This is a genomic window from Halopseudomonas oceani (assembly GCF_963677335.1).
GTDB classification, from domain to species: Bacteria; Pseudomonadota; Gammaproteobacteria; order Pseudomonadales; family Pseudomonadaceae; genus Halopseudomonas; species Halopseudomonas oceani.
The window spans coordinates 3,058,466-3,079,834 of sequence record NZ_OY781932.1; the positions used below are offsets into that span (position 1 = coordinate 3,058,466).

Genomic DNA, 21,369 nt, shown 5'->3' on the forward strand with positions numbered 1-21,369 from the left:
GACTCAGCCACATCGCTCGGCGGATTGCCGGATGGACTGGAGGGGCCAGAGCCTACACGTCTTCGCTGATAAAGGTAAAGCGCGGATGTGACTCCCCGTCAACCTCGACCACTTCATTGAACATGGCCAGCGGCCTTACCCAAAGATCGAACTCGCCATACAGCGTTCGATACACGACCAGCTGCTCCTCGGTCTCCGAGTGCCGCGCTAGCCCAATGACCTGATAGTCCTTTCCTTTATAGTGTCGATAGCGTCCTGGACGCATTGTTGCCCCCCTGCCCAACGGCAGCATCAATAAAAAAGCCGAGGCACAAGGCCTCGGCTTCCGGTAACACCTACAGGCTTCAGACGCGCTCGAAGACCGTGGTGATGCCCTGACCCAGACCAATACACATGGTAGAGATACCGATAGTGCCACTGTTCTGTTTCATGACGTTCAGCAAGGTGCCGGAGATACGTGCACCGGAGCAGCCGAACGGGTGGCCCAGAGCGATCGCGCCGCCGTGCAGGTTCACCTTCTCGTCCATCTTGTCCAGCAGCTTCAGGTCTTTCAGCACCGGCAGAGCCTGGGCAGCGAAGGCTTCGTTCAATTCAACGAAATCAACGTCATCCATAGTCATACCAGCACGCTGTAGCGCCTTTTTAGTCGCCGGGACCGGACCGTAACCCATGATCGCCGGATCGACACCAGCCACCGCCATTGAGCGGATAACGGCCAGCGGCTCCAGCCCCAGGGCCTGGGCACGCTCGGCAGACATCACGATCATGCAGGAAGCGCCGTCAGTGATCTGCGAGGACGTACCCGCGGTGACCGTACCGCCCTTCGGATTGAATGCCGGACGCAAGGCAGCCAAGCTTTCCAGGGTGGTCTCGGGACGAATAGTCTCGTCAGTCGTGAACACCTTCAGGAAGCCGTTCTCGTCGTGCCCTTCCATCGGGATGATCTCATCCTTGAAATTGCCTTCGACGGTAGCCTTGTGCGCCAGACGGTGAGAACGCTCACCAAAGGCATCCTGCTGCTCGCGGGTGATGCCGTGCATCTTGCCCAGCATTTCGGCAGTCAGACCCATCATGCCGGACGCCTTGGCAGCATACAGCGACAGGCCCGGGTTCGGGTCAACACCGTGCATCATGCTGACATGCCCCATGTGCTCGACACCACCAACGACAAACACATCACCGTTACCGGTCATGATCGCCTGGGCGGCAGTATGCAGCGCGCTCATGGAAGAACCACACAGGCGGCTCACCGTCTGCGCTGCACTGGTGTGCGGAATCGGGGTCATCAACGACGCCATGCGCGCGATGTTCCAACCCTGCTCCAGGGTCTGGTTTACACAGCCCCAGATCACATCTTCGACTTCTGCCGGATCGATCTTCGGGTTACGTGCCAGTACGCCAGTGATGAGGTTGGCGGACAGGGTTTCAGCACGCACGTTGCGATACATGCCGCCCTTGGAACGGCCCATCGGGGTGCGGCCGAAATCGACAATTACGACGTCTCTCGGATTCAGGCTCATAGATTTACTCTCGCTCTGTACGTTCCGCGGTTAACCGAAGAATTTCTGACCGTTCTTCGCCATTTCACGCAGCTTCTCAGTCGGTGCGTACATGGCGCCGAACTCGGCGTATTTATCAGCAATGGCGACAAATTCAGCCACGCCGATGGTGTCGATGTAACGCAGGGCACCTCCACGGAAGGGCGGGAAGCCAATACCGTAGACCAGACCCATATCTGCGTCAGCTGCGGACTCGACGATGCCGTCTTCCAGGCAGCGCACGGTTTCCAGACACAGCGGAACCATCATGATTTCGATGATTTCCTCGTCAGTAAACTCGCGCTGCTCCAGAACCACTTCCTTCAGCAGTTCGTAGGCCTTCGCATCGACAACCTTCTTCGGCTTGCCTTTCTTGTCCATCTCGTAGGCATAGAAGCCGCTACCGGTCTTCTGGCCCAGACGGCCGGCGTCGTACATGACGTCAACGGCAGTGCGGGTGCTGTCAGCCATGCGATCCGGATAGCCTTCGGCCATGACGTCACGGCCGTGATGACCAGTATCCATGCCGACCACATCCATCAGGTAAGCCGGGCCCATCGGCCAGCCAAACTTTTCCATGACCTTGTCAACGCGCTGGAAGTCTGCGCCCATGCCAATCAGGCGAGCGAAACCACCGAAGTACGGGAACAGGATACGGTTAACCAGGAAGCCGGGGCAGTCGTTAACAACAACCGGTGTCTTGCCCATTTTCTTGGCATAAGCAACGGTAGTGGCAACGGCTTTTTCACTGGACTTCGCACCACGGATTACCTCAACCAGCGGCATCATGTGTACCGGGTTGAAGAAGTGCATGCCGCAGAAGTTTTCCGGACGCTTGAGCGCCTCGGCCAGATAGGTGATGGAGATAGTCGAGGTGTTGGAGGTGATGATGGTGTCTTCCGTCACCTGACCTTCGACTTCAGCCAACACGGCGTGCTTGACCTTCGGATTCTCGACAACCGCCTCAACCACCAGGTCGACTTCCTTGAAGTCGCCGTAAGACATGGTCGGACGGATGGCGTTCAGCGCTTTGGCCATTTGCTCGGGCTTCATACGGCCCTTGGCAACGCGCTTGCCCAGCAGCTTGGACGCTTCGTCCAGACCCAGCTGAATGCCTTCCTCGCGGATATCCTTCATCAGGATCGGCGTACCCTTGACGGCAGACTGGTAGGCGATACCGCCACCCATGATGCCCGCACCCAGGACGGCAGCCAGATTCACGTCAGCAGCCTGCTTGTCGTACTTCTTGGCCTTGTGCTTGAGCACCTGATCATTCAGGAACAGACCGACCAGACTGGCAGCAACCGAGGTCTTGGCCAGTTTGGCAAAACCGGCAGCCTCAATTTCCAGCGCCTTCTCACGACCGTGGTTGGCCGCTTTCTGGATGGTCTTGATCGCTTCAACCGGTGCCGGGTAGTTCGGACCGGCCTGACCAGCAACGAAACCCTTGGAGGTTTCGAACGCCATCATCTGCTCGATGGTGTTCAGCTTGACCTTTTCCAGCTTGGGCTGACGCTTGGCCTTGTAGTCCAGCTCGCCAGCGATGGCGCGCTTGATAACGTCAATGGCAGCAGCTTTCAGCTTGTCGTCGGCGACGACGGCGTCAACAGCGCCCATTTTCAGGGCCTTGTCAGCGCGCTGCTCGGCACCGCCACAGATCCACTCGATGGCATTATCAACACCGATCAGGCGCGGCAGACGCACAGTGCCACCGAAGCCCGGGTAGATACCCAGCTTGACTTCCGGCAGACCGATTTTGGCGCTCGCCGCCATGACGCGGAAGTCAGCAGCCAGACACATTTCCAAACCACCGCCCAGCGCGATGCCGTTGATGGCAGCGACAGTAGGGACATTCAGATCTTCGAATGCATTGAAGGTCTTGTTGGCTTCCAGGTTACCGGCCACCAGGTCTTCTTCCGGCAGCTTGAAGGTGCCAACGAACTCGGTGATATCGGCGCCGACGATGAAGACGTCCTTGCCGCTGGTGACAACAACGCCGGTGACATCGGCATTGTTTTGGATGGCCTCTACCGCCGCCTGCAGCTCGGACAGAGTGGCGCTGTTGAACTTGTTGACTGACTCGCCCTGCAGATCGAATCTGAGCTCGACGATGCCGTCTTCAAGGCCTTGAACCGTGATGGCTTTACCTTCGTAAATCATCAACTGATCTCCACGCTATGAAAAGCACATGAGAAACACTGACCAGCCGCGCGCCTTTGTCGACACGTCAGTTCGCCAGTGTCATGAACGATCCCGATAATCGGGTGATACGCTGAATAAAAAATTCATACGACCGTTTGATTCGGTGCGCACACCTTCTGTGAATTCGTTCCGCTTGTCAATTGGAACACCCGCCTGCGGCGCTTCGGGCGCAAGCGCAGCAGGCTAAAAAATCAAAAAAAGAACTTAAAAAACATAAAGATAAAGAATCAACCTGAGCACCACAGCAAAATCAAAACTTTCTCATTGAGACAGCCATACAGACAGCCGGCGCACCAGTATAGAGCAGCCAGAGAATGCGCCCGCAGATCGAATATCGGCTGTGCCGACGATTGCATCGGCGTTATGCTGAGGTCAGACAGTAGTAGCCAGAAACCTGCATCACAGAGCCCAATAATGGACTGCACGCATGCAGGCAAGGCTGCTACTATCGCCTAAAAAAGGAGAAGAGCCGATGCTGTACAAACACGTGCTGGTAGCAGTAGACCTGATCGAAGAATGTCGCGCTGTCGCCGACCACGCGATGCAGCTGGCCAACGCCCTTAACGCCAAGCTGTCTCTGCTGCACGTAGTCGAGCCGCTGGCAATGGCCTACGGTGGTGATGTGCCCATGGACCTGTCCATGCTGCAACAGCAGCAGTTCGAACAAGCCAAGGAGCGAATGCAGCTATTCGCCGCTGACTATGGCCTGCCGGAAGAGCAATTGCAGATCGCCTTTGGCCAGCCGCGCCAGGAAATCCATCGGGTTGCTACCGAGCAGGCGTGCGACCTTATTGTCGTGGGTAGCCACGGCCGTCACGGCTTGGCCCTGTTATTGGGCTCCACTGCCAACGACGTGCTGCACGGTGCGCCCTGCGATGTGATTGCCGTGCGGCTGGGCAAGAAAGGCTAGCGCCCCTGCCGGAGCTGCAAGAGAAAACCGGGAAACAGCCTTCCCTCGCTTGCAGCTTTTAGCTAGAGCGAGACGGCTTAGCCGCCCGCCATATCCTCCAGCTCCGCCCAGCGCTCCATCGCCGCGTCCAGCTCGGTCTGTTTGGCTTCCACTGCGGCCAACACCGGCGCGGTAACCTCATGTGATTGCAGGTAAAACTCGGGATCGCCGACCTGCGCCTGCAAGGCCTCCAGTTCGGCCTCCAACTTCTCCAGCACAGCGGGCAGCCCATCCAGCTCGCGCTGCAGTTTGTAGCTGAGCTTGGTCTTGCCGGTCGCCGCAGGCGCCGCTGGTGCAGGCTCCGGTGCCGGCTCGACAACCGGCGCGCTCTGTGGCTGGGTCTTTTCACTCCACTCCGCCAGTTGATCAACACTGCCGCCCTGACGCAGCCAGTCGGCATAGCCGCCGACATACTCCCGCACCCGTCCGTGCCCCTCAAACACCAGGCTGCTGGTGACCACGTTATCCAGAAACGCCCGGTCGTGGCTGACGATCAGCACGGTGCCGTCGAAACCGGCGAGCACTTCTTCCAGCAGCTCCAGGGTTTCCACGTCCAGATCGTTGGTCGGCTCGTCCAGCACCAGTAGGTTGGCGGGCTTGCTGAACAACCGAGCCAGCAGCAGCCTTGCGCGTTCGCCACCAGACAGCGCTTTCACCGGCGTACGGGCGCGCTCGGCGGAAAACAGGAAATCACCCAGGTAACTGATAATGTGGCGGCGATCGCCATTGATCTCGATGAAATCGCGCCCTTCGGAAATATTGTCGATCACGGTCTTTTCCGGATCGAGCTGGTCACGCAACTGGTCGAAGTAGGCGACCTCCAGCCGCGTGCCGCTATGAATGCGACCACTGGTCGGCTGCAACTGCCCCAGCAGCAGCTTGAGCAGGGTACTTTTGCCGGAACCGTTGTTGCCGATCAGACCGATCCGATCCCCGCGAATCACATTAAGCGACAGGTCACGCACCAGCGGCGGGCGGCCAGGCCAGGCAAAGCTGACATGCTCGACCTCAATAACCCGCTTGCCGGACGCCTCTGCAGTTTCCAGCTGAAAGCTCGCCTTGCCCTGACGCTCAATACGCTGGGCGCGCTCGTCCCGCATCGCCTTGAGCGCGCGCACACGGCCCTCGTTTCGGGTGCGGCGGGCCTTGATACCCTGACGAATCCAGACCTCTTCCTGCGCCAGCTTCTTGTCGAACAGCGCATTGGCTGTCGCTTCGGCTGCCAGTTGCTGCTCCTTGTGCTCCAGGAAGCTGCGATAGTCACCCTGCCAATCAATCAGCTGACCGCGATCCAGCTCAAGAATACGGGTCGCCAGCGCCTGCAGGAATGCCCGGTCGTGGGTGATAAACAGCACCGCACCACGGAACTCCAGCAGCACGCTTTCCAGCCAGGCGATGGTATGAATGTCCAGGTGGTTGGTCGGCTCGTCCAGCAGCAGCACGTCCGGCTCTGCCACCAGCGCCTGTGCCAGCAGTACACGGCGGCGCCAGCCACCGGACAGCTCGGACATTTGCTTGTCAGCCGGCAGGCCGAGGCGAGTCAGGGTGGTATCGACTAACTGATCCAGCCGCCAGCCGTCCTTCGCCTCCAGCTGTCCCTGCACTTTTTCCAGCCGCGCCAGCTCCGCATCCCCCATATCACCGGAGATCAGGTGGTGATACTCGGCAAGCAACTCACCAACGCCAGCGAGGCCAGACGCCACCACGTCATAGACCGTTTTGTCATCCGCCGCTGGCAGCTCCTGCGGCAACTGCCCCACCTTCAACCCCGGCGCGAACCAGATCTCGCCCTCGTCGGCAGTCTGCTCACCGGTCACCAGGCGAAACAGACTGGATTTGCCCGCGCCATTACGACCAATCAAGCAGACCCGTTCACCACGATCAAGCTGAAAGCCCACTTTATCCAGCAGCGGATTGAGCCCGTAGGCCAGAGATACATCGGAAAACGAGAGCAGCGGCATAATTCACCTGTTGGCTATCAAGCCGGACATTCTACCCTTTGCCGCGCCCCCCGATAACCGCTACACAGCAATTAACAAAAGTGCCCCTTTGCCGCCACCAACCAAACCGCTAAGCTGGGCGCACTGCTTTGCCGTCCGTCGCATTCGCGACGAGTAGCTGACGTTCAATCGCACCAAACCGCCCCGCGGCAGGATCATCATGCGTTTCCACACCCGTTCAGTACTTTGCCGTACCCTCACCGCTGTTTTATTACTGCCTGCACTCGCCCAGGCGAGCAGCCTCGAAAGCCAGCGACTGGCCTATGACCGCGCCCTCACCAGCATCGAAAAACAGCAGTGGGACCAGTTCCGCCAGCTCGAGCCCGGCCTGCGCAACTACGTCCTTTATCCCTATGTCCGCCAGGCCTATCTGAATCAGACCTTCGCTACCGCATCCGATAGCGACCTCGCCGACTTCGTCAACACCCATAGCGACCTGCCATTCGTCGCTCGCCTGAAAGACCGCTGGCTCACCCGCCTGGCAAGTGAAGGCAAATGGAGCCTGTTCGACCAGAACTACCTTGAGGCTGACCACAACGCCAGCCAGGATTGTCGCCGCGCCATGCATCAGTGGGACCTGGGTGATCGTGCCGGCGCGATGCAGCAGGCACAAACCCTCTGGACAGTTGGCCGCTCCCAGCCCAACGCCTGCGACCCGCTGTTTGATCGCTGGCGCGCCGCTGGCGGCCTGAATGACGAAATTGTCTGGCAACGCATTCGACTTGCCCTGCTCTACCGACAGGATGCCCTGGCACGCTATCTGGCGAAGCTAATGCAGCAGAACCAGGCACTCGCGACACTGTTTGTCGACACCGCCACCCAGCCGGAAAAGCTGCGCGACGCTGATAGCTATCGGGGGCTGCCGGCCAGCAAGATGGCCGATATCGCCACGGTGTCGCTACGCCGCTTGGGCCGCGATGATGCCAGCGTGGCCCTCAGCCTGTGGCCGTCCTACAAGGACCTGCCTTACAGCGAAGAAGACCGGCTGGCCATCACCCGCGATATCGGAGTACGCCTGGCCAAGAGAGTCGATCCAGCCGCCCTCGAGTTCATGGCTGCCAACGATCCGCAGATGAACGACGACGAAATCAGCGAATGGCGAGTACGACTGGCCCTGCGCACCCGCCAATGGGACGCTGCACGGCAACTGACCCAACAGCTACCAGCCTCACTGGCCGAGCAGAGCCGCTGGCGTTACTGGCGCCTGCGCAGCACCCAGCTGTCGTCCAGCGCTGCAGGCGAACTGGTCAGCGAATACAAGTCACTGGCCCAGGAGCGCGACTTTTACGGGTTTCTGGCCGCAGAGCGCGCGCGCCAGCCCTACGCCCTCAATCACCAGCGCGCCAATGTCGCTGACGACGTGATGCGCAGTGTGCAGCAGGATCCCGGTATCCTGCGTGCCCGCGAGTTCTTGAACCGCAACGACGTGCTCAGCGCTCGCCGCGAGTGGTACCACGCTGGCGACCGCTTCAACCGCGACCAGCTGATTGCCCAGGCTGTGCTCGCCAACGAGATGGCCTGGTACTTTCCAGCCATTCGCGGCATCAGTCAGGCGCAGTACTGGGATGACCTGGATATTCGCTTCCCGATGGCCTATCAGCAGTCGATTCAGGATCAGGCCCGTACTCGGCAGATCAACTCCACCTGGGTGTACGCCATCACCCGCCAGGAAAGCGCCTTCATGGCAGACGCCCGCTCCCACGCCGGCGCCATGGGCCTGATGCAGTTGATGCCTGCGACGGCACGCGAAACCGCTCGCCGCTACGCCATTCCCTATTCCAGCAACGCGGATGCACTGATTCCGGAACGCAATATCGCGCTGGGCGCCGCTTACCTGTCTGGCCTGAGCCAGCAGTTCAGTGGCAACCGGGTGCTGGCATCAGCCGCCTACAATGCCGGGCCGGGCCGGGTGCGCCAGTGGACTCGCGATATGGGCAGTCTGCCGGCAGACGTCTGGATTGAGTCAATCCCCTTCGACGAGACCCGCAAGTACGTTCAGAGCGTACTGAGTTATGCGGTCATCTACGGCCAGAAACTCGGGATTCAGCAGCCGGTCATGGAGCAGCACGAACGTTATCTGGAGCCATAAAAAAACGCCTCCTGGTCCAGGACCAGGAGGCGTTTTCATATAGAGCCGGATTCAGGGTTCGAGAAGTTGCAACCGCTTGCGCACGGTTTCCACCAGTTGATCGGGCTGGAACTTGGACAGAAATCCGTCACACCCCACCTTCTCGACCATCGCCTTGTTGAAGTTACCGGACAACGACGTGTGTAGTACCACGTAGAGATCCTTCAGCCGCGGATCCTGGCGAATTTCGGTGGTCAGGCGATAACCATCCATTTCCGGCATTTCCGCATCCGTAATCACCATCAGCAGCCGCTCGTTTATATCATCGCCAGCATCAGCCCACCCCTTGAGCATCCGCAACGCCTTCAATCCGTCGGTCGCCACATGCAACTTGAGGTTGAGCTGCGATAGTGTATCGCGCACCTGGTTCACACCCGTGGGTGAGTCATCCACAACCAGCACTTCACGCCCGCGGGCACGCTCAAGCAGCGGATCTTCGAGCAGCGCATCACTGACGCGGGTGTTGAACGGCACGATTTCCGCCAGCACCTTCTCCACATCAATGATTTCAACCAGACGCATGTTTTCCAGCCGTGTAATGGCAGTCAGATAGTGCGCGCGCCCTGCCCCGCGCGGCGGCGGCTGCACGGTGTCCCAGTTGAGGTTGAGAATGCGGTCCACGGTACGTACCAGGAAGGCCTGCACCGACAGGTTGTACTCGGTAACGATGATGGTGCTATCCGCTTCGACCTTCTGCGGCTGCAGGCCTATGGCCCCGGAGAGATCGATGACCGGAATGGTCTGTCCCCGCAAGTGAATCACACCGACAACGTGCGGGTGACGCTGGGGCATCTGGGTCAGAGGCGGCAGCGTGAGCACTTCGCGAATCTTGAACACGTTGAGAGCAAACAGCTGGGGGCCGGCCAGCTGAAACAGCAATATTTCCAGCCGGTTCTCGCCCACCAGACGAGTCCGCTGATCGACCGTATCCAGTACCCCTGCCATAGCAAGCCTCGCGAAACCATAAACTCAGGGGCTGGCAGGATGCCAGCCCGGTTACGGCAGTATAGCGCCAGTCAGGCCGGTAAGGACAAGGGCTGATCAGCAGTAGGCGTTTTCGGTGACGCTGTGATCAGTGACGTCGCGAACCCCGTTGATCTCGGGAATCCGCGCAACCAGGGTTTTCTCGATGCCTTCCTTCAGGGTGACATCGACCATGCCGCAACCCTGGCAACCGCCGCCGAACTGCAAAATGGCAATACCACCTTCAACCACATCGACCAGCTTCACGTCACCGCCATGACTGGCCAGGCCCGGATTGATTTCGGTCTGCAGCAGATAGTTGATGCGGTCGTTCAACGGGCTGTCGTCGTTGACCATAGGCACCTTGGCATTAGGCGCCTTGATGGTCAGTTGGCCCCCCATACGGTCGGTAGCGAAGTCGACCAGCGCTTCCTCCAGAAAAGGCTCGCTAACGGCATCAATGAACACCCGGAACGACTCCAGTGCCATGAGACGGTCTTCAGGCTTTTCCTCACCGGGCTTGCAGTAGGCAATACAGGTCTCCGCATACGGGGTACCCGGCTGGGTGATGAACACCCGAATGCCAACGCCCTCGGAGTCCTGCTTGGACAACAGATCAGCCAAATACGCTTCTGCTGCCTTGGTAAAGGTAATGCCTGCCATGAAATGCCTCTTGCTCGATGACCTGAGGGTGCAAGTGTAAGGGATGCAGCGACACGAATAAAGCCCTACCTTTTTGCTTGGTTATTACCGACAATGCAGAGATTCTGCCGACAAGCGCACCATGGTATGCTTGCCGGCTTTTCAGCGCCCCCTTGTCCGGAGTACCCATGTCTGACCGTAGCACCCGCCTGACCGCCCTGCGCGAAGCACTGCAGCAGCGCATTCTGATCCTTGATGGCGGCATGGGAACCATGATCCAGAGCTACAAGCTGGAGGAAGAGGACTACCGTGGCGAGCGCTTCGCCGACTGGCCGAGCGACGTCAAGGGCAACAACGACCTGTTGCTACTCAGCCAGGGTCCGGTCATCGCCGAGATTCAGAAAGCCTATCTGGATGCCGGTGCCGACATTCTGGAAACCAACACCTTCAACGCCACTCAGATATCCCAAGCCGACTATGGCATGCAGGCCCTGGCGTACGAACTGAACGTGGCCGGCGCGCGCATCGCCCGTCAGGTATGCGATGCCAAGACCGCCGAGACGCCGGATCGCCCACGCTTTGTTGCCGGCGTGCTCGGCCCGACCAGCCGGACCTGCTCGATTTCACCGGACGTCAATGATCCAGGTTATCGCAACGTCACCTTCGACGAACTGGTCGAGAACTACACCGAGGCCACCCGCGGCCTGATCGAGGGCGGCGCCGACCTGATCCTGATCGAGACCATCTTCGACACCCTGAACGCCAAAGCCGCCATCTTTGCGGTCCAGCAGGTGTTCGAGGAAGACGCTGTCGAGCTGCCGATCATGATTTCCGGCACCATTACCGACGCCTCCGGCCGCACCCTGTCCGGCCAGACCACCGAGGCCTTCTGGAACTCGGTGCGCCACGCCAACCCGATCTCGGTCGGCCTGAACTGCGCGCTCGGCGCCAAAGAACTGCGCCCCTATCTGGAAGAGTTGTCAAACAAGGCCGGCACACACGTGTCCGCCCACCCTAACGCGGGCCTGCCGAACGAGTTTGGCGAATACGACGAAACCCCGGCGCAAATGGCGACCGTAGTCGAAGAATTCGCCGCCGCAGGCTTTCTGAACATTATCGGCGGCTGCTGTGGCACCACGCCGGGCCATATTCAAGCGATTGCCGAAGCGGTTGCGAAGTACCCGCCGCGCGTCATTCCCGACATCCCGCGTGCCTGCCGCCTGTCCGGTCTTGAGCCGTTCACCATCGACCGCAACTCGCTGTTCGTCAACGTCGGCGAACGTACCAACATTACCGGCAGCGCCAAGTTCGCCCGTCTGATCCGCGAAGAAAACTACGCCGAAGCGCTTGATGTTGCCTTGCAGCAGGTCGAAGCCGGCGCTCAGGTTATCGACATCAACATGGACGAGGGCATGCTCGACTCCAAGGCGGCGATGGTACGGTTCCTCAACCTGATCGCCTCCGAGCCGGACATCTCCCGCGTGCCGATCATGATCGACTCCTCCAAGTGGGAAGTGATCGAGGCAGGCCTGAAGTGCATTCAGGGCAAGGGTATCGTCAACTCCATTTCCATGAAGGAAGGCGTTGAGCAGTTCAAGCACCACGCCCGCCTGTGCAAGCGCTACGGCGCCGCCGTGGTAGTCATGGCCTTTGACGAGCAGGGCCAGGCCGACACCGAAGCACGCAAGACCGAAATCTGTCAGCGCAGCTACGACATTCTGGTCAACGAAGTCGGCTTCCCGCCGGAAGACATCATCTTCGACCCGAACATCTTCGCCGTAGCCACCGGTATCGAAGAGCACAACAACTACGCCGTCGATTTCATCAACGCCTGTGCCTATATCCGCGACAACCTGCCCTACGCATTGAGTTCCGGCGGCGTCTCCAACGTCTCGTTCTCGTTCCGGGGCAACAACCCGGTACGCGAAGCAATCCACTCGGTCTTCCTTTACTACGCCATCCGCAACGGCCTGAGCATGGGCATCGTCAACGCCGGCCAGTTGGAAATCTACGACGAAATCCCGCCGCTGCTGCGCGACCGGGTGGAAGACGTGGTGCTCAACCGGACTCCGGAAGGAACCGAGGCATTGCTGGCCATTGCCGACCAGTTCAAGGGTGATGGCAGCGTCAAGGAAGCGGAAAGCGAAGAATGGCGCAGCTGGCCGGTCGAGAAGCGCCTGGAGCACTCGCTGGTCAAAGGCATCACCACCTGGATCGTCGAAGACACCGAGCTGGCCCGGCAGGCCTGCGCACGCCCCATCGAGGTCATTGAAGGCCCGCTGATGGCCGGCATGAACGTGGTCGGTGACCTGTTTGGCTCCGGCAAAATGTTCCTGCCACAGGTAGTCAAGTCTGCCCGCGTCATGAAGCAGGCCGTTGCTCACCTGATCCCCTTCATTGAAGAGGAGAAAGGCGACACCCCGGAAGCCAAGGGCAAGATCCTGATGGCCACGGTAAAAGGCGACGTACACGACATCGGCAAGAACATTGTCGGCGTAGTACTGGGTTGTAACGGCTACGACGTTGTCGACCTCGGCGTCATGGTCCCGGCGGAGAAAATCCTGCAGACCGCCATCGACGAGAAGTGCGACATCATCGGCCTGTCCGGTCTGATCACTCCGTCGCTGGACGAGATGGTGCACGTTGCCCGCGAAATGCAGCGCCGCGACTTCCACTTGCCACTGCTGATCGGCGGCGCTACCACGTCCAAGGCACACACAGCGGTGAAGATCGAGCCGCACTACCACAATGACGCTGTAATCTATGTTACAGACGCCTCCCGTGCGGTTGGCGTTGCCACCTCGCTACTCTCCAAGGAGTTGAAGAGCGGGTACGTGCAAAAGGTGCGTGACGACTACGCCATAGTGCGCGAGCGCACCGCCAACCGTTCAGCCCGCACTGCATATCTGACCTACCAGCAGGCGCTCGACAACCGCCTGCAACTTGACTGGTCCGACTACATTCCGCCGGTACCCCGAGTACAGGGCGTTCAACTGCTGGACAACATCGATCTGCGCACCCTGGCCGAGTATATCGACTGGACGCCGTTCTTCATCGCCTGGGATCTGGCCGGTAAGTACCCGCGCATCCTGCAAGATGAAGTGGTTGGTGAAGCCGCCACCTCGCTGTTCAACGACGCCCAGGTACTGCTGGACAAGATCATCAGCGAGAAGCGCCTGACAGCCCGCGCGCTGTTCGGCTTCTGGCCGGCAAACCAGGTGGATGGCGACGACATCCAACTGCGCGATGAGAACGGCGCTCCGCTAGCCCGCTTGCACCACCTGCGTCAGCAGAACATCAAACCGGACGGCAAGCCCAGCATGTCACTGGCCGACTTCGTCGCCCCAGAGAACAGCGGTAAAACCGACTACGTCGGTGGCTTCATCACCACAGCAGGCATCGGCGCCGAAGAAATGGCCAAGGAGTATGAGGCCAAGGGCGATGACTACAACGCAATTATGGTCAAGGCGCTGGCCGACCGCCTGGCCGAAGCCTGCGCAGAGTGGTTGCATGAACAAGTGCGCAAGAACTACTGGGGCTATGCCGACGACGAACACTTGGCTAACGACGATCTGATCCGCGAAAAATACCGCGGCATTCGTCCAGCCCCCGGCTACCCGGCCTGTCCGGATCACACCGAGAAAGCGACGCTGTTCAAGCTGCTCGACCCGAAGCAGCAGTGCGGTGTGGACCTGACCGAGCATTTCGCCATGTACCCGGCAGCATCCGTCAGCGGCTGGTACTTCTCGCACCCGCAGAGCCAGTATTTCGCCGTCGGCAAGATCGGTCGCGATCAGGTTGAGTCCTACAGCCAGCGCAAACAGCAGGAGCAGGACAGCGTCGAGCGCTGGCTCGCCCCGAACCTGAACTACGACCGCTGAACTGATGGCCCTGCTGCCGGCGCGCGACCGGCTCAAGAGCATTGCCACCCTCGGTTTGCCGATCATGGGTGGCATGCTCAGCCAGAGCCTGCTGAATCTGATTGATGCTGCCATGGTCGGCAGCCTCGGCAGTGAAGCACTGGCGGGTGTCGGGCTCGGCAGCTATGCCAACTTCATGGCTGTAGCGCTGGTGATGGGGCTGGGCGCAGGCGTGCAGGCCATGGTCGCCCGCCGCAAGGGCGCCGGCGCAACCAGCGAAATTGCCGCGCCACTTAACGAAGGCCTGCTGATCGCATTGCTGCTGGCCATCCCGCTCACGCTATTTGGCTGGTTCCAGGCCGACGCCATCATCCGCTTTCTTGCCGACGACCCGGCCGTCGTTGAGGTCGGCACGCATTACTTTCAGTGGAGGGTACTGGCGATAGCCGCCGTAGGTGCCAATTTCGCCTTCCGCGGCTACTGGAACGGCACCCATCATTCAGGCCGATACCTGCAGATACTGGTCGTCATGCATCTGGCCAATATTGGCATCAGCTATGGCCTGATTTTCGGCCGCTTCGGCCTGCCCGAAATGGGCGCGGAAGGCTCGGGAGCCGGCACCGCAATCGCCATGCTGATCGGCTCCGCGCTCTATTTTGCAGCCACCTGGCGCAGCGGCCGTGACCACGGCTTCCTGCGTGCCCGTCCCCGCTGGCGAGACATTCGCGCCATGCTGCGTCTGGCGCTGCCGAACTCGCTGCAGCAGTTTCTTTTCGCCACTGGCATCACCACCCTGTTCTGGATCATCGCGCAGATCGGCACCGACGAACTCGCCGTCGCTCATGTATTGATCAACCTAGCGCTGTTCCTCATCCTGCCCGGCGTCGGCCTCGGCATGGCCGCGACCACCCTGGTTAGCCATAGCCTGGGCCAGAATGATCAGGAGCAGGCCTATCGCTGGGGCTGGGACGTGGTACGGGTGGCGGGGGTAACGCTCTTTTTGCTTGGCACTCCGTTCTGGCTGGCACCTCACCTGATCCTCGGGCTATTCACCTCTGATCCAAACCTGATTGCCCTTGGCGAGTGGCCATTGCGCATCACTGGTCTGGGCATGAGCCTGGATGCCACTGCACTGGTCCTGACCCAAGCCCTGTTGGGAGCGGGTGCCAGCCGAACCGTAATGGGGGTCAACTTTGGCACCCAATGGCTATTATTTCTGCCCTGCGCCTACGTAATGGGGCCAGCAATGGGTGGTAGTTTACTGGTGGTCTGGCTGCTGCAATCCGTTCACCGCTGCATCAATTCACTGATCTTTGCCATCATGTGGCGACGCCGACACTGGGCCAGAATCGACATCTGACCTGCACAAGCCTGCGGGTACGACTAAGCTGCTGAAGACGGACACCGTGGAGGCAGTATGAACGACTCACAGGACAAGCCCCAAAACGAAGAGCCAATGCGCCTGCGCGACACGCTGCAAAGTGTGCTTGCCGCAGCGTTGGGCGTACAAAGCAACCGCGCCCGGGAACGCGACTTTGCAAAAGGCAAGCCCAGCCATTTCATCGTGCTGGGCATCACCTTTACGCTACTGTTTGTGCTGATCGTACTCGGCGTGGTTAAACTGGTGCTGCACCTGGCCGGCGTTTGACGTCCTTACTGACCACTGACCCAGAAGATCGCAGCAATCACGACGATCATGATCAGGGCGATGGCGGCAATCGCATCGAGCGAGGATTCGGTGTTCTGCGTTTGCGGATCTGCCATGACGAGTTTTCCTTGATTGTTGTTATGGACTCAAACCCCAGTTAAGACCATTCCCCAGCGCCTCACAAGGCGGCTTTTTATGTGCATTTTCAATCTAAAGATATAGATAAACATTCCTTTTGTGCATATTCAAAAACTGCTATTGTCTGCCCGCCCAAGCCTGAAGGGTCATGACTAAAGAAGGGGTCAACAGCACCCCATGAACAGGTTTCTGTATGTATATCTACGACGAATATGATCAGCAGATCGTCGAGGACCGCGTAAGGCAGTTCCGCGATCAGACCCGCCGTTTTCTTGCCGGCGAATTGAGCGAAACAGAGTTTCTGCCGCTGCGTCTGCAAAACGGCCTCTACGTTCAGCGCTACGCCCCGATGCTGCGGGTGGCCATTCCCTATGGCCTGATCTCGGCCAAACAGGTTAGAAAGCTGGCTTTTATCGCCCGCAAGTATGACAAGGGTTACGTCCACTTCAGCACCCGCCAGAACGTCCAGTTCAACTGGCCGGCACTGGAAGACGTGCCGGACATTCTGGCCCACCTGGCCGAAGTTCAGATGCACGCCATCCAGACCAGCGGCAACTGCATCCGTAACACCACCACTGACCAGTTCGCCGGCGTTGCCGCCGATGAGTTGGTCGATCCGCGCCCGTGGTGCGAGATCATTCGTCAGTGGTCAACCTTCCACCCTGAATTCGCCTTTCTGCCGCGCAAGTTCAAGATTGCCGTGAATGGCGCCGAAGCGGACCGTGCCGCTATCGGTGTTCACGACATCGGCCTGAACGTCGTTCGCAACGCAGCCGGTGAGATCGGTTTCCGCGTACTGGTCGGCGGCGGCCTGGGGCGTACCCCCATGGTTGGCTCGCAGATCTGCGAATTCCTGCCGTGGCAGCACTTGCTGACCTACCTCGACGCCATTCTGCGTGTGTACAACCGCTATGGCCGTCGTGACAACAAGTACAAGGCGCGCATCAAGATTCTGGTCAAGGCGCTGACCCCCGAGGTCTTCGCCGAGAAGGTCAACGCCGAATGGGCGCACACCAAGGATGGCCCGGCCACCCTGACCCAGCAGGAACTGGAGCGCGTTGCCGGCCACTTCTCCGCCCCTGCCTACGAGCAGTTCAGCGGTGACGACGCCGACTACCTGGCCAAGCGTGAAGCCGAGAAAGGCTTCAACAACTGGGCCATGCGCAACGTCCAGGCGCACAAGGTGCCAGGCTACGCTGCGGTAACCCTCTCGCTGAAACCGACCGCCGTTGCCCCGGGCGATGCAGACGACAAGCAGCTCGAAGCCATTGCCGATCTGGCCGACCAGTTCAGCTTCGGCGAACTGCGCGTTACCCACCAGCAGAACCTGGTGCTGGCCGACGTGCGCCAGAGCGACCTGTACGAGCTGTGGCAAGCCTGCCGCAAGCACGGCTTTGCAACGCCGAACATCGGCCTGCTGACCGACATCATCTGCTGCCCCGGCGGCGATTTCTGCGCCCTGGCCAACGCCAAATCGATTCCGATTGCCGAAGCCATCCAGCGCACCTTTGATGATCTGGACTACCTGCACGACATCGGCGATCTGGACCTCAATATCTCCGGTTGCATGAACGCCTGCGGTCACCACCACGTTGGTCACATCGGCGTACTGGGTGTCGACAAGAAAGGTCAGGAGTTCTATCAGGTCTCCCTCGGTGGCAACAGCGGCCGCGACGCCAGCATCGGCCAGATCCTCGGCCCGTCTTTCTCTGCCGAAGACATGCCCAGCGTGATGACCAAGGTGATCGATGTCTACATCGAAAACCGCACCCCCGAAGAACAGTTCCTCGATACGTTCAAGCGTATCGGCATGGCACCTTTCAAGGAGCGCGTGTATGCAGCGGCTAATTAAGAACGGTGAAGTCGTCAACGACAGTTGGCACCTTCTCGACAAGGACGCCACACTGGACGGGCTGCCCAACAGCGACAGCATCATCGTCCCGCTGGCACTCTGGTTGGAGCATGCCCACGCGCTGAAAGCCCGTGACGGTGGTCTGGGTGTGTGGCTGGACAGCGACGAAGAAGTGGAAAGCATTGCCGGCGATCTGGATCAGTTCCAGGTGATCGCGCTGAACTTCCCGGTCTTCAGTGACGGTCGCAATTACTCCAACGCCCGCCTGTTGCGTGATCGTTACCAGTACAAGGGCGAGGTACGCGCCATCGGCGATGTACTGCGCGACCAACTGTTCTTCATGCAGCGCTGTGGTTTTGATGCCTTTGACCTGCGTGCGGACCGCGATGCCGAGCAGGCACTGGAAAGTCTGAAAGACTTTTCCAACTGCTACCAGGCCGCAACGGATCAGCCGTTACCGCTGTTCCGGCGCCGTGCTTGAGGCGCAGATAAAAAACCGGGGCAATGCCCCGGTTTTTTTTGCCCGCAGGAAATAGCGGATTAGCTCAGATTGACAACTACCCGGCCGACCATATTACCGCCCAGGATGCGTTCAATCTCGGCAGGCAACTGATCCAGCGTCACCTCGCGCTCAAGATTGTGCAAATCGGTTTTCCACTGCAGCGACAACCGATCCCACATGGACGCCTTGACCACCAGTGGCAATTCAACCGAGTCGACACCCAACAGGTTGACGTTGCGCAGGATGAAGGGGAATACGCTGGCCGCAAACCCGCTGCCAGCCGTCATTCCACAGGTTGCCACGCTGGCGCCGTAACGCAGGGACTTGACCACGTTAAACAGGATATCGCCGCCAACGGTATCTACCGCGCCGGCCCACTGCTCCTTCAGCAACATCTTCTCGACACCCGCCGACAGCGCAGCGCGATCAACGATCTGGCTGGCCCCCAGACCCTTGAGCATATCCACCTGATCGACCTTGCCGGTCGAGGCAGCCACCTCGTAGCCGAGTGAAGCCAGCATTGCCACAGCAATACTGCCAACCCCACCCGTAGCGCCGGTTACGAGTACCGGCCCCTGGCCCGGCGCCAAACCGGCCTGCTCCAGCTTGTCGATACACAGCGCGGCGGTCAGACCTGCCGTACCCAGAACCATGCTGTCACGCAATGACAGCCCTTCCGGACGCTTGATTACCCACCCAGCCGGAACACGAATGTACTGACCGAACCCTCCAGAGGTGTTCATACCCAGATCGTAACCGGTGACAATGACTTCATCACCAGCAACCAGCTCGGGCACCGAGCTGGCCTCCACCACACCGGCCGCATCAATGCCGGGGGTGTGTGGAAAATTGCGGGTTACGCCCTTGTTGCCAGTGGCCGAGAGCGCATCCTTATAGTTCAGGGAGGAGTAGCGCACGCGAATCAGCACGTCACCAGCTGGCAGCTCATCAACGTGCCGTTGCTTGATCTCGCTGACATAACGGCCATCCTGCTCAGATACCACCAACGCCTTGAATTCAGACATATCCACTCCTACCAGAATCGTTGATTGTTGAAGCGCGATGCCCAGGTCAGCAACAACCGGTCTGCTGCCTGCGCCAGCCCGCCGGACAACCGGTCCTGCAGGCGCTTGCGCTGCTCAAACTGCACTTCAAACACATCGGCCTGCTTTATCCGTTCGCACAGGTACTGATCACTCGTTTTGATCTCATCGGCCAGGCCTCGTTCCAGCGCCTCACTACCAAACCAGACCTCGCCAGTGGCGACGGCTTCGACATCCAGGCTCGGGCGGTAACGCGCTACAAACTGCTTGAACAGGCCGTGAATATTTTCCAGATCATCCTGAAACTTCTCGCGCGCCTTGTCACTGTTTTCACCGAATACAGTCAGTGTGCGCTTGTACTCGCCCGCCGTCAGCATCTCGAAATCAATATCGTGCTTCTTCAGCAAACGGTTGAAGTTGGGTAACTGGGCCACCACACCGATGGAGCCGAGCATGGCAAACGGCGCCGCCAGCACCCGGTCAGCGATGCACGCCATCATATACCCACCACTGGCCGCGACCTTGTCGACGGAAATGGTCAGCGGAATGCCTGCTTCACGCACCCGGACCAATTGAGAGGATGCCAGACCATAAGCGTGCACCATACCGCCGCCACTCTCCAGCCGAACCACCACTTCATCCTGCGGCCGGGCCAGCTCAAGCACCGCTGTTACTTCGTTACGAAGGTTTTCCAGCGCGCTGGCCTTGATGTCACCGTGAAAGTTGAGCACATAGACCCGGCCCTTCTCATCCTGATCGTCCTCTTTCGCCTTGGCCTTGGCCTGCTGCTTGAGTGCCTTCTGCTGCGCCTTGCGCGCACTCTTGCTGAGCACCATCAGACTCAACTGCTCCTGCATCCGCTGCAACCGGTCATTCAAGCGGTTCACGCTCAACGTACCTTCGGCGCGCTTGCCTCGCGCCTTGGTGGCCGCGATCATTACCAGAATCACAACCACGATCACCAGCACCGTCAAGGCTTTGGCGAGGAAATAGACATACTGATCAAACCATTCCACAGTGCTCTCCAATGTCTGTTTCGACTGCTCTGGAGAGCAAGCATACAGGATCGTAAAGACCGGGGTGCAGGCCGCCCGAGGAAAATTCAAACGGGCGTATGATTTTCGGTTGACAGCCTCGCGAGCTTAGCCCTAACCTCCGTATACAAATCATTACAAGGCGGTAGATTGTGGGCAGTATTTACCTGATCAGGCACGGACAGGCATCGCTTGGCGCTGCCAACTATGACGTCCTTTCTCCGCTGGGAATTCGTCAGTCGCAACTATGCGGCGAGCATTTCCACCAGTTGGGCATGCAGTTCGACAGTTGCTACGCCGGCACCCTGCAGCGTCAGATCGACACCGGCCGCCACGCGCTGGAGGCGATGAACCAATCCGATCTGCCGATCCAGAACGATGCCGCGTTCAACGAATATCACTCCGATCAGGTCGTTGAGAGCTATCTGCCGCAAGTTCTCAAGGCTATCCCTGACGCCGAGCACTACCTGAGAAACGCCGGCCAGTACCGCAAAGAGTTTCAGCGCGTTTTCAGCCACGCTGTCTCGCTGTGGATCACCGACACCAACGAACGTAGCGACTGCCCCTCGTGGCAAAGCTATGTTGATCAGGTCGCCGGCGGCCTGCGCCGAGTCATCAGCGCCAATAGCGGCAGCGGCCAGAATGTCGCCATATTCGCCTCGGGCGGCACCATTACCGCCGCCCTGCAACTCATCACGAACATGCCAGCCACCAGCGCATTCGAACTGAACTGGCAGATTGTGAATACCTCTGTAAGCCGACTGCAATATCGTGCAGACAAGCTGAGCCTGGCGTCCTTCAACAGCCAGGCTCACCTTGAGATCCATCAGCAACCCGAGTGGATCAGCTTCAGATGATTCGCAGGGCGCA

Annotated in this window: 16 protein-coding genes; 8 read left to right on the top strand and 8 right to left on the bottom strand. The window is 59.4% G+C overall.

Going from position 1 to position 21,369, the window contains the following annotated elements; genetic code table 11:
- Positions 1-52: 52 nt before the first annotated feature.
- The 3 genes from ACKPCU_RS14330 to fadB all read right to left on the bottom strand — a co-directional run bounded on the left by ACKPCU_RS14330 (position 53) and on the right by fadB (position 3,698).
- The gene (locus ACKPCU_RS14330) at positions 53-265 is read right to left on the bottom strand and encodes a DUF1653 domain-containing protein (protein WP_211287094.1); all 213 of its coding nucleotides are present in this window, start codon (positions 263-265) and stop codon (positions 53-55) included.
- Between the two features lie 79 nt (positions 266-344).
- On the bottom strand, positions 345-1,520 hold the full coding sequence (gene fadA, locus ACKPCU_RS14335; RefSeq protein ID WP_104737671.1) for an acetyl-CoA C-acyltransferase FadA: 1,176 nt from the start codon (positions 1,518-1,520) through the stop codon (positions 345-347).
- A gap of 30 nt (positions 1,521-1,550) precedes the next feature.
- Positions 1,551-3,698: a fatty acid oxidation complex subunit alpha FadB gene (gene fadB / locus ACKPCU_RS14340; protein ID WP_104737672.1), complete on the bottom strand. Its 2,148-nt coding sequence runs from the start codon at positions 3,696-3,698 to the stop codon at positions 1,551-1,553.
- A 514-nt stretch (positions 3,699-4,212) separates the two neighbouring features.
- Between fadB and ACKPCU_RS14345 the strand changes: the two genes are divergently transcribed.
- A complete protein-coding gene (locus ACKPCU_RS14345) occupies positions 4,213-4,650 on the top strand; it encodes a universal stress protein (protein WP_104737673.1) in 438 nt (145 codons plus the stop codon).
- A 77-nt stretch (positions 4,651-4,727) separates the two neighbouring features.
- On the opposite strand, the gene ACKPCU_RS14350 is transcribed toward ACKPCU_RS14345, so the two are convergent.
- The gene (locus ACKPCU_RS14350; RefSeq protein WP_321347700.1) at positions 4,728-6,650 is read right to left on the bottom strand and encodes an ATP-binding cassette domain-containing protein; all 1,923 of its coding nucleotides are present in this window, start codon (positions 6,648-6,650) and stop codon (positions 4,728-4,730) included.
- Positions 6,651-6,849: 199 nt separating this feature from the next.
- On the opposite strand from ACKPCU_RS14350, the gene ACKPCU_RS14355 reads away from it, so the two are divergent.
- Positions 6,850-8,778 (top strand): transglycosylase SLT domain-containing protein, encoded by a 1,929-nt coding sequence (locus ACKPCU_RS14355; protein WP_321347702.1) that lies wholly within the window; start codon positions 6,850-6,852, stop codon positions 8,776-8,778.
- A 51-nt stretch (positions 8,779-8,829) separates the two neighbouring features.
- Here the strand turns inward: ACKPCU_RS14355 and ACKPCU_RS14360 are convergent, their stop codons facing one another.
- Both ACKPCU_RS14360 and nfuA read right to left on the bottom strand, forming a co-directional pair.
- Positions 8,830-9,762: a chemotaxis protein CheV gene (locus ACKPCU_RS14360; RefSeq protein ID WP_104737676.1), complete on the bottom strand. Its 933-nt coding sequence runs from the start codon at positions 9,760-9,762 to the stop codon at positions 8,830-8,832.
- A 96-nt stretch (positions 9,763-9,858) separates the two neighbouring features.
- Entirely contained in the window at positions 9,859-10,443 is a 585-nt protein-coding gene (gene nfuA, locus ACKPCU_RS14365; protein WP_104737677.1) for a Fe-S biogenesis protein NfuA, read from the bottom strand.
- Between the two features lie 167 nt (positions 10,444-10,610).
- On the opposite strand from nfuA, the gene metH reads away from it, so the two are divergent.
- The 5 genes from metH to ACKPCU_RS14390 all read left to right on the top strand — a co-directional run bounded on the left by metH (position 10,611) and on the right by ACKPCU_RS14390 (position 18,401).
- Entirely contained in the window at positions 10,611-14,303 is a 3,693-nt protein-coding gene (gene metH, locus ACKPCU_RS14370) for a methionine synthase (protein ID WP_321347706.1), read from the top strand.
- 4 nt (positions 14,304-14,307) lie between these two features.
- A complete protein-coding gene (locus ACKPCU_RS14375) occupies positions 14,308-15,642 on the top strand; it encodes an MATE family efflux transporter (RefSeq protein WP_321347708.1) in 1,335 nt (444 codons plus the stop codon).
- A 57-nt stretch (positions 15,643-15,699) separates the two neighbouring features.
- The gene (locus ACKPCU_RS14380) at positions 15,700-15,930 is read left to right on the top strand and encodes a DUF2970 domain-containing protein (protein ID WP_104737679.1); all 231 of its coding nucleotides are present in this window, start codon (positions 15,700-15,702) and stop codon (positions 15,928-15,930) included.
- Between the two features lie 331 nt (positions 15,931-16,261).
- Positions 16,262-17,920 (top strand): nitrite/sulfite reductase, encoded by a 1,659-nt coding sequence (locus ACKPCU_RS14385; RefSeq protein WP_104737680.1) that lies wholly within the window; start codon positions 16,262-16,264, stop codon positions 17,918-17,920.
- Positions 17,904-18,401, top strand: a complete 498-nt coding sequence (locus ACKPCU_RS14390; protein WP_104737788.1) for a DUF934 domain-containing protein — start codon at positions 17,904-17,906, stop codon at positions 18,399-18,401. The genes ACKPCU_RS14385 and ACKPCU_RS14390 overlap by 17 nt, the downstream gene beginning before the upstream one ends.
- A 59-nt stretch (positions 18,402-18,460) precedes the next feature.
- Here ACKPCU_RS14390 and ACKPCU_RS14395 read toward each other — a convergent pair whose 3' ends face one another.
- Together ACKPCU_RS14395 and sohB are read right to left on the bottom strand one after the other, a co-directional pair.
- The gene (locus tag ACKPCU_RS14395) at positions 18,461-19,447 is read right to left on the bottom strand and encodes a YhdH/YhfP family quinone oxidoreductase (RefSeq protein WP_321347713.1); all 987 of its coding nucleotides are present in this window, start codon (positions 19,445-19,447) and stop codon (positions 18,461-18,463) included.
- Between the two features lie 8 nt (positions 19,448-19,455).
- Positions 19,456-20,481, bottom strand: a complete 1,026-nt coding sequence (sohB, locus tag ACKPCU_RS14400) for a protease SohB (RefSeq protein ID WP_321347715.1) — start codon at positions 20,479-20,481, stop codon at positions 19,456-19,458.
- A gap of 170 nt (positions 20,482-20,651) precedes the next feature.
- Here sohB and ACKPCU_RS14405 point away from each other — a divergent pair, with 170 nt between their 5' ends.
- Entirely contained in the window at positions 20,652-21,356 is a 705-nt protein-coding gene (locus tag ACKPCU_RS14405) for a histidine phosphatase family protein (RefSeq protein WP_321347717.1), read from the top strand.
- Positions 21,357-21,369: the final 13 nt, after the last annotated feature.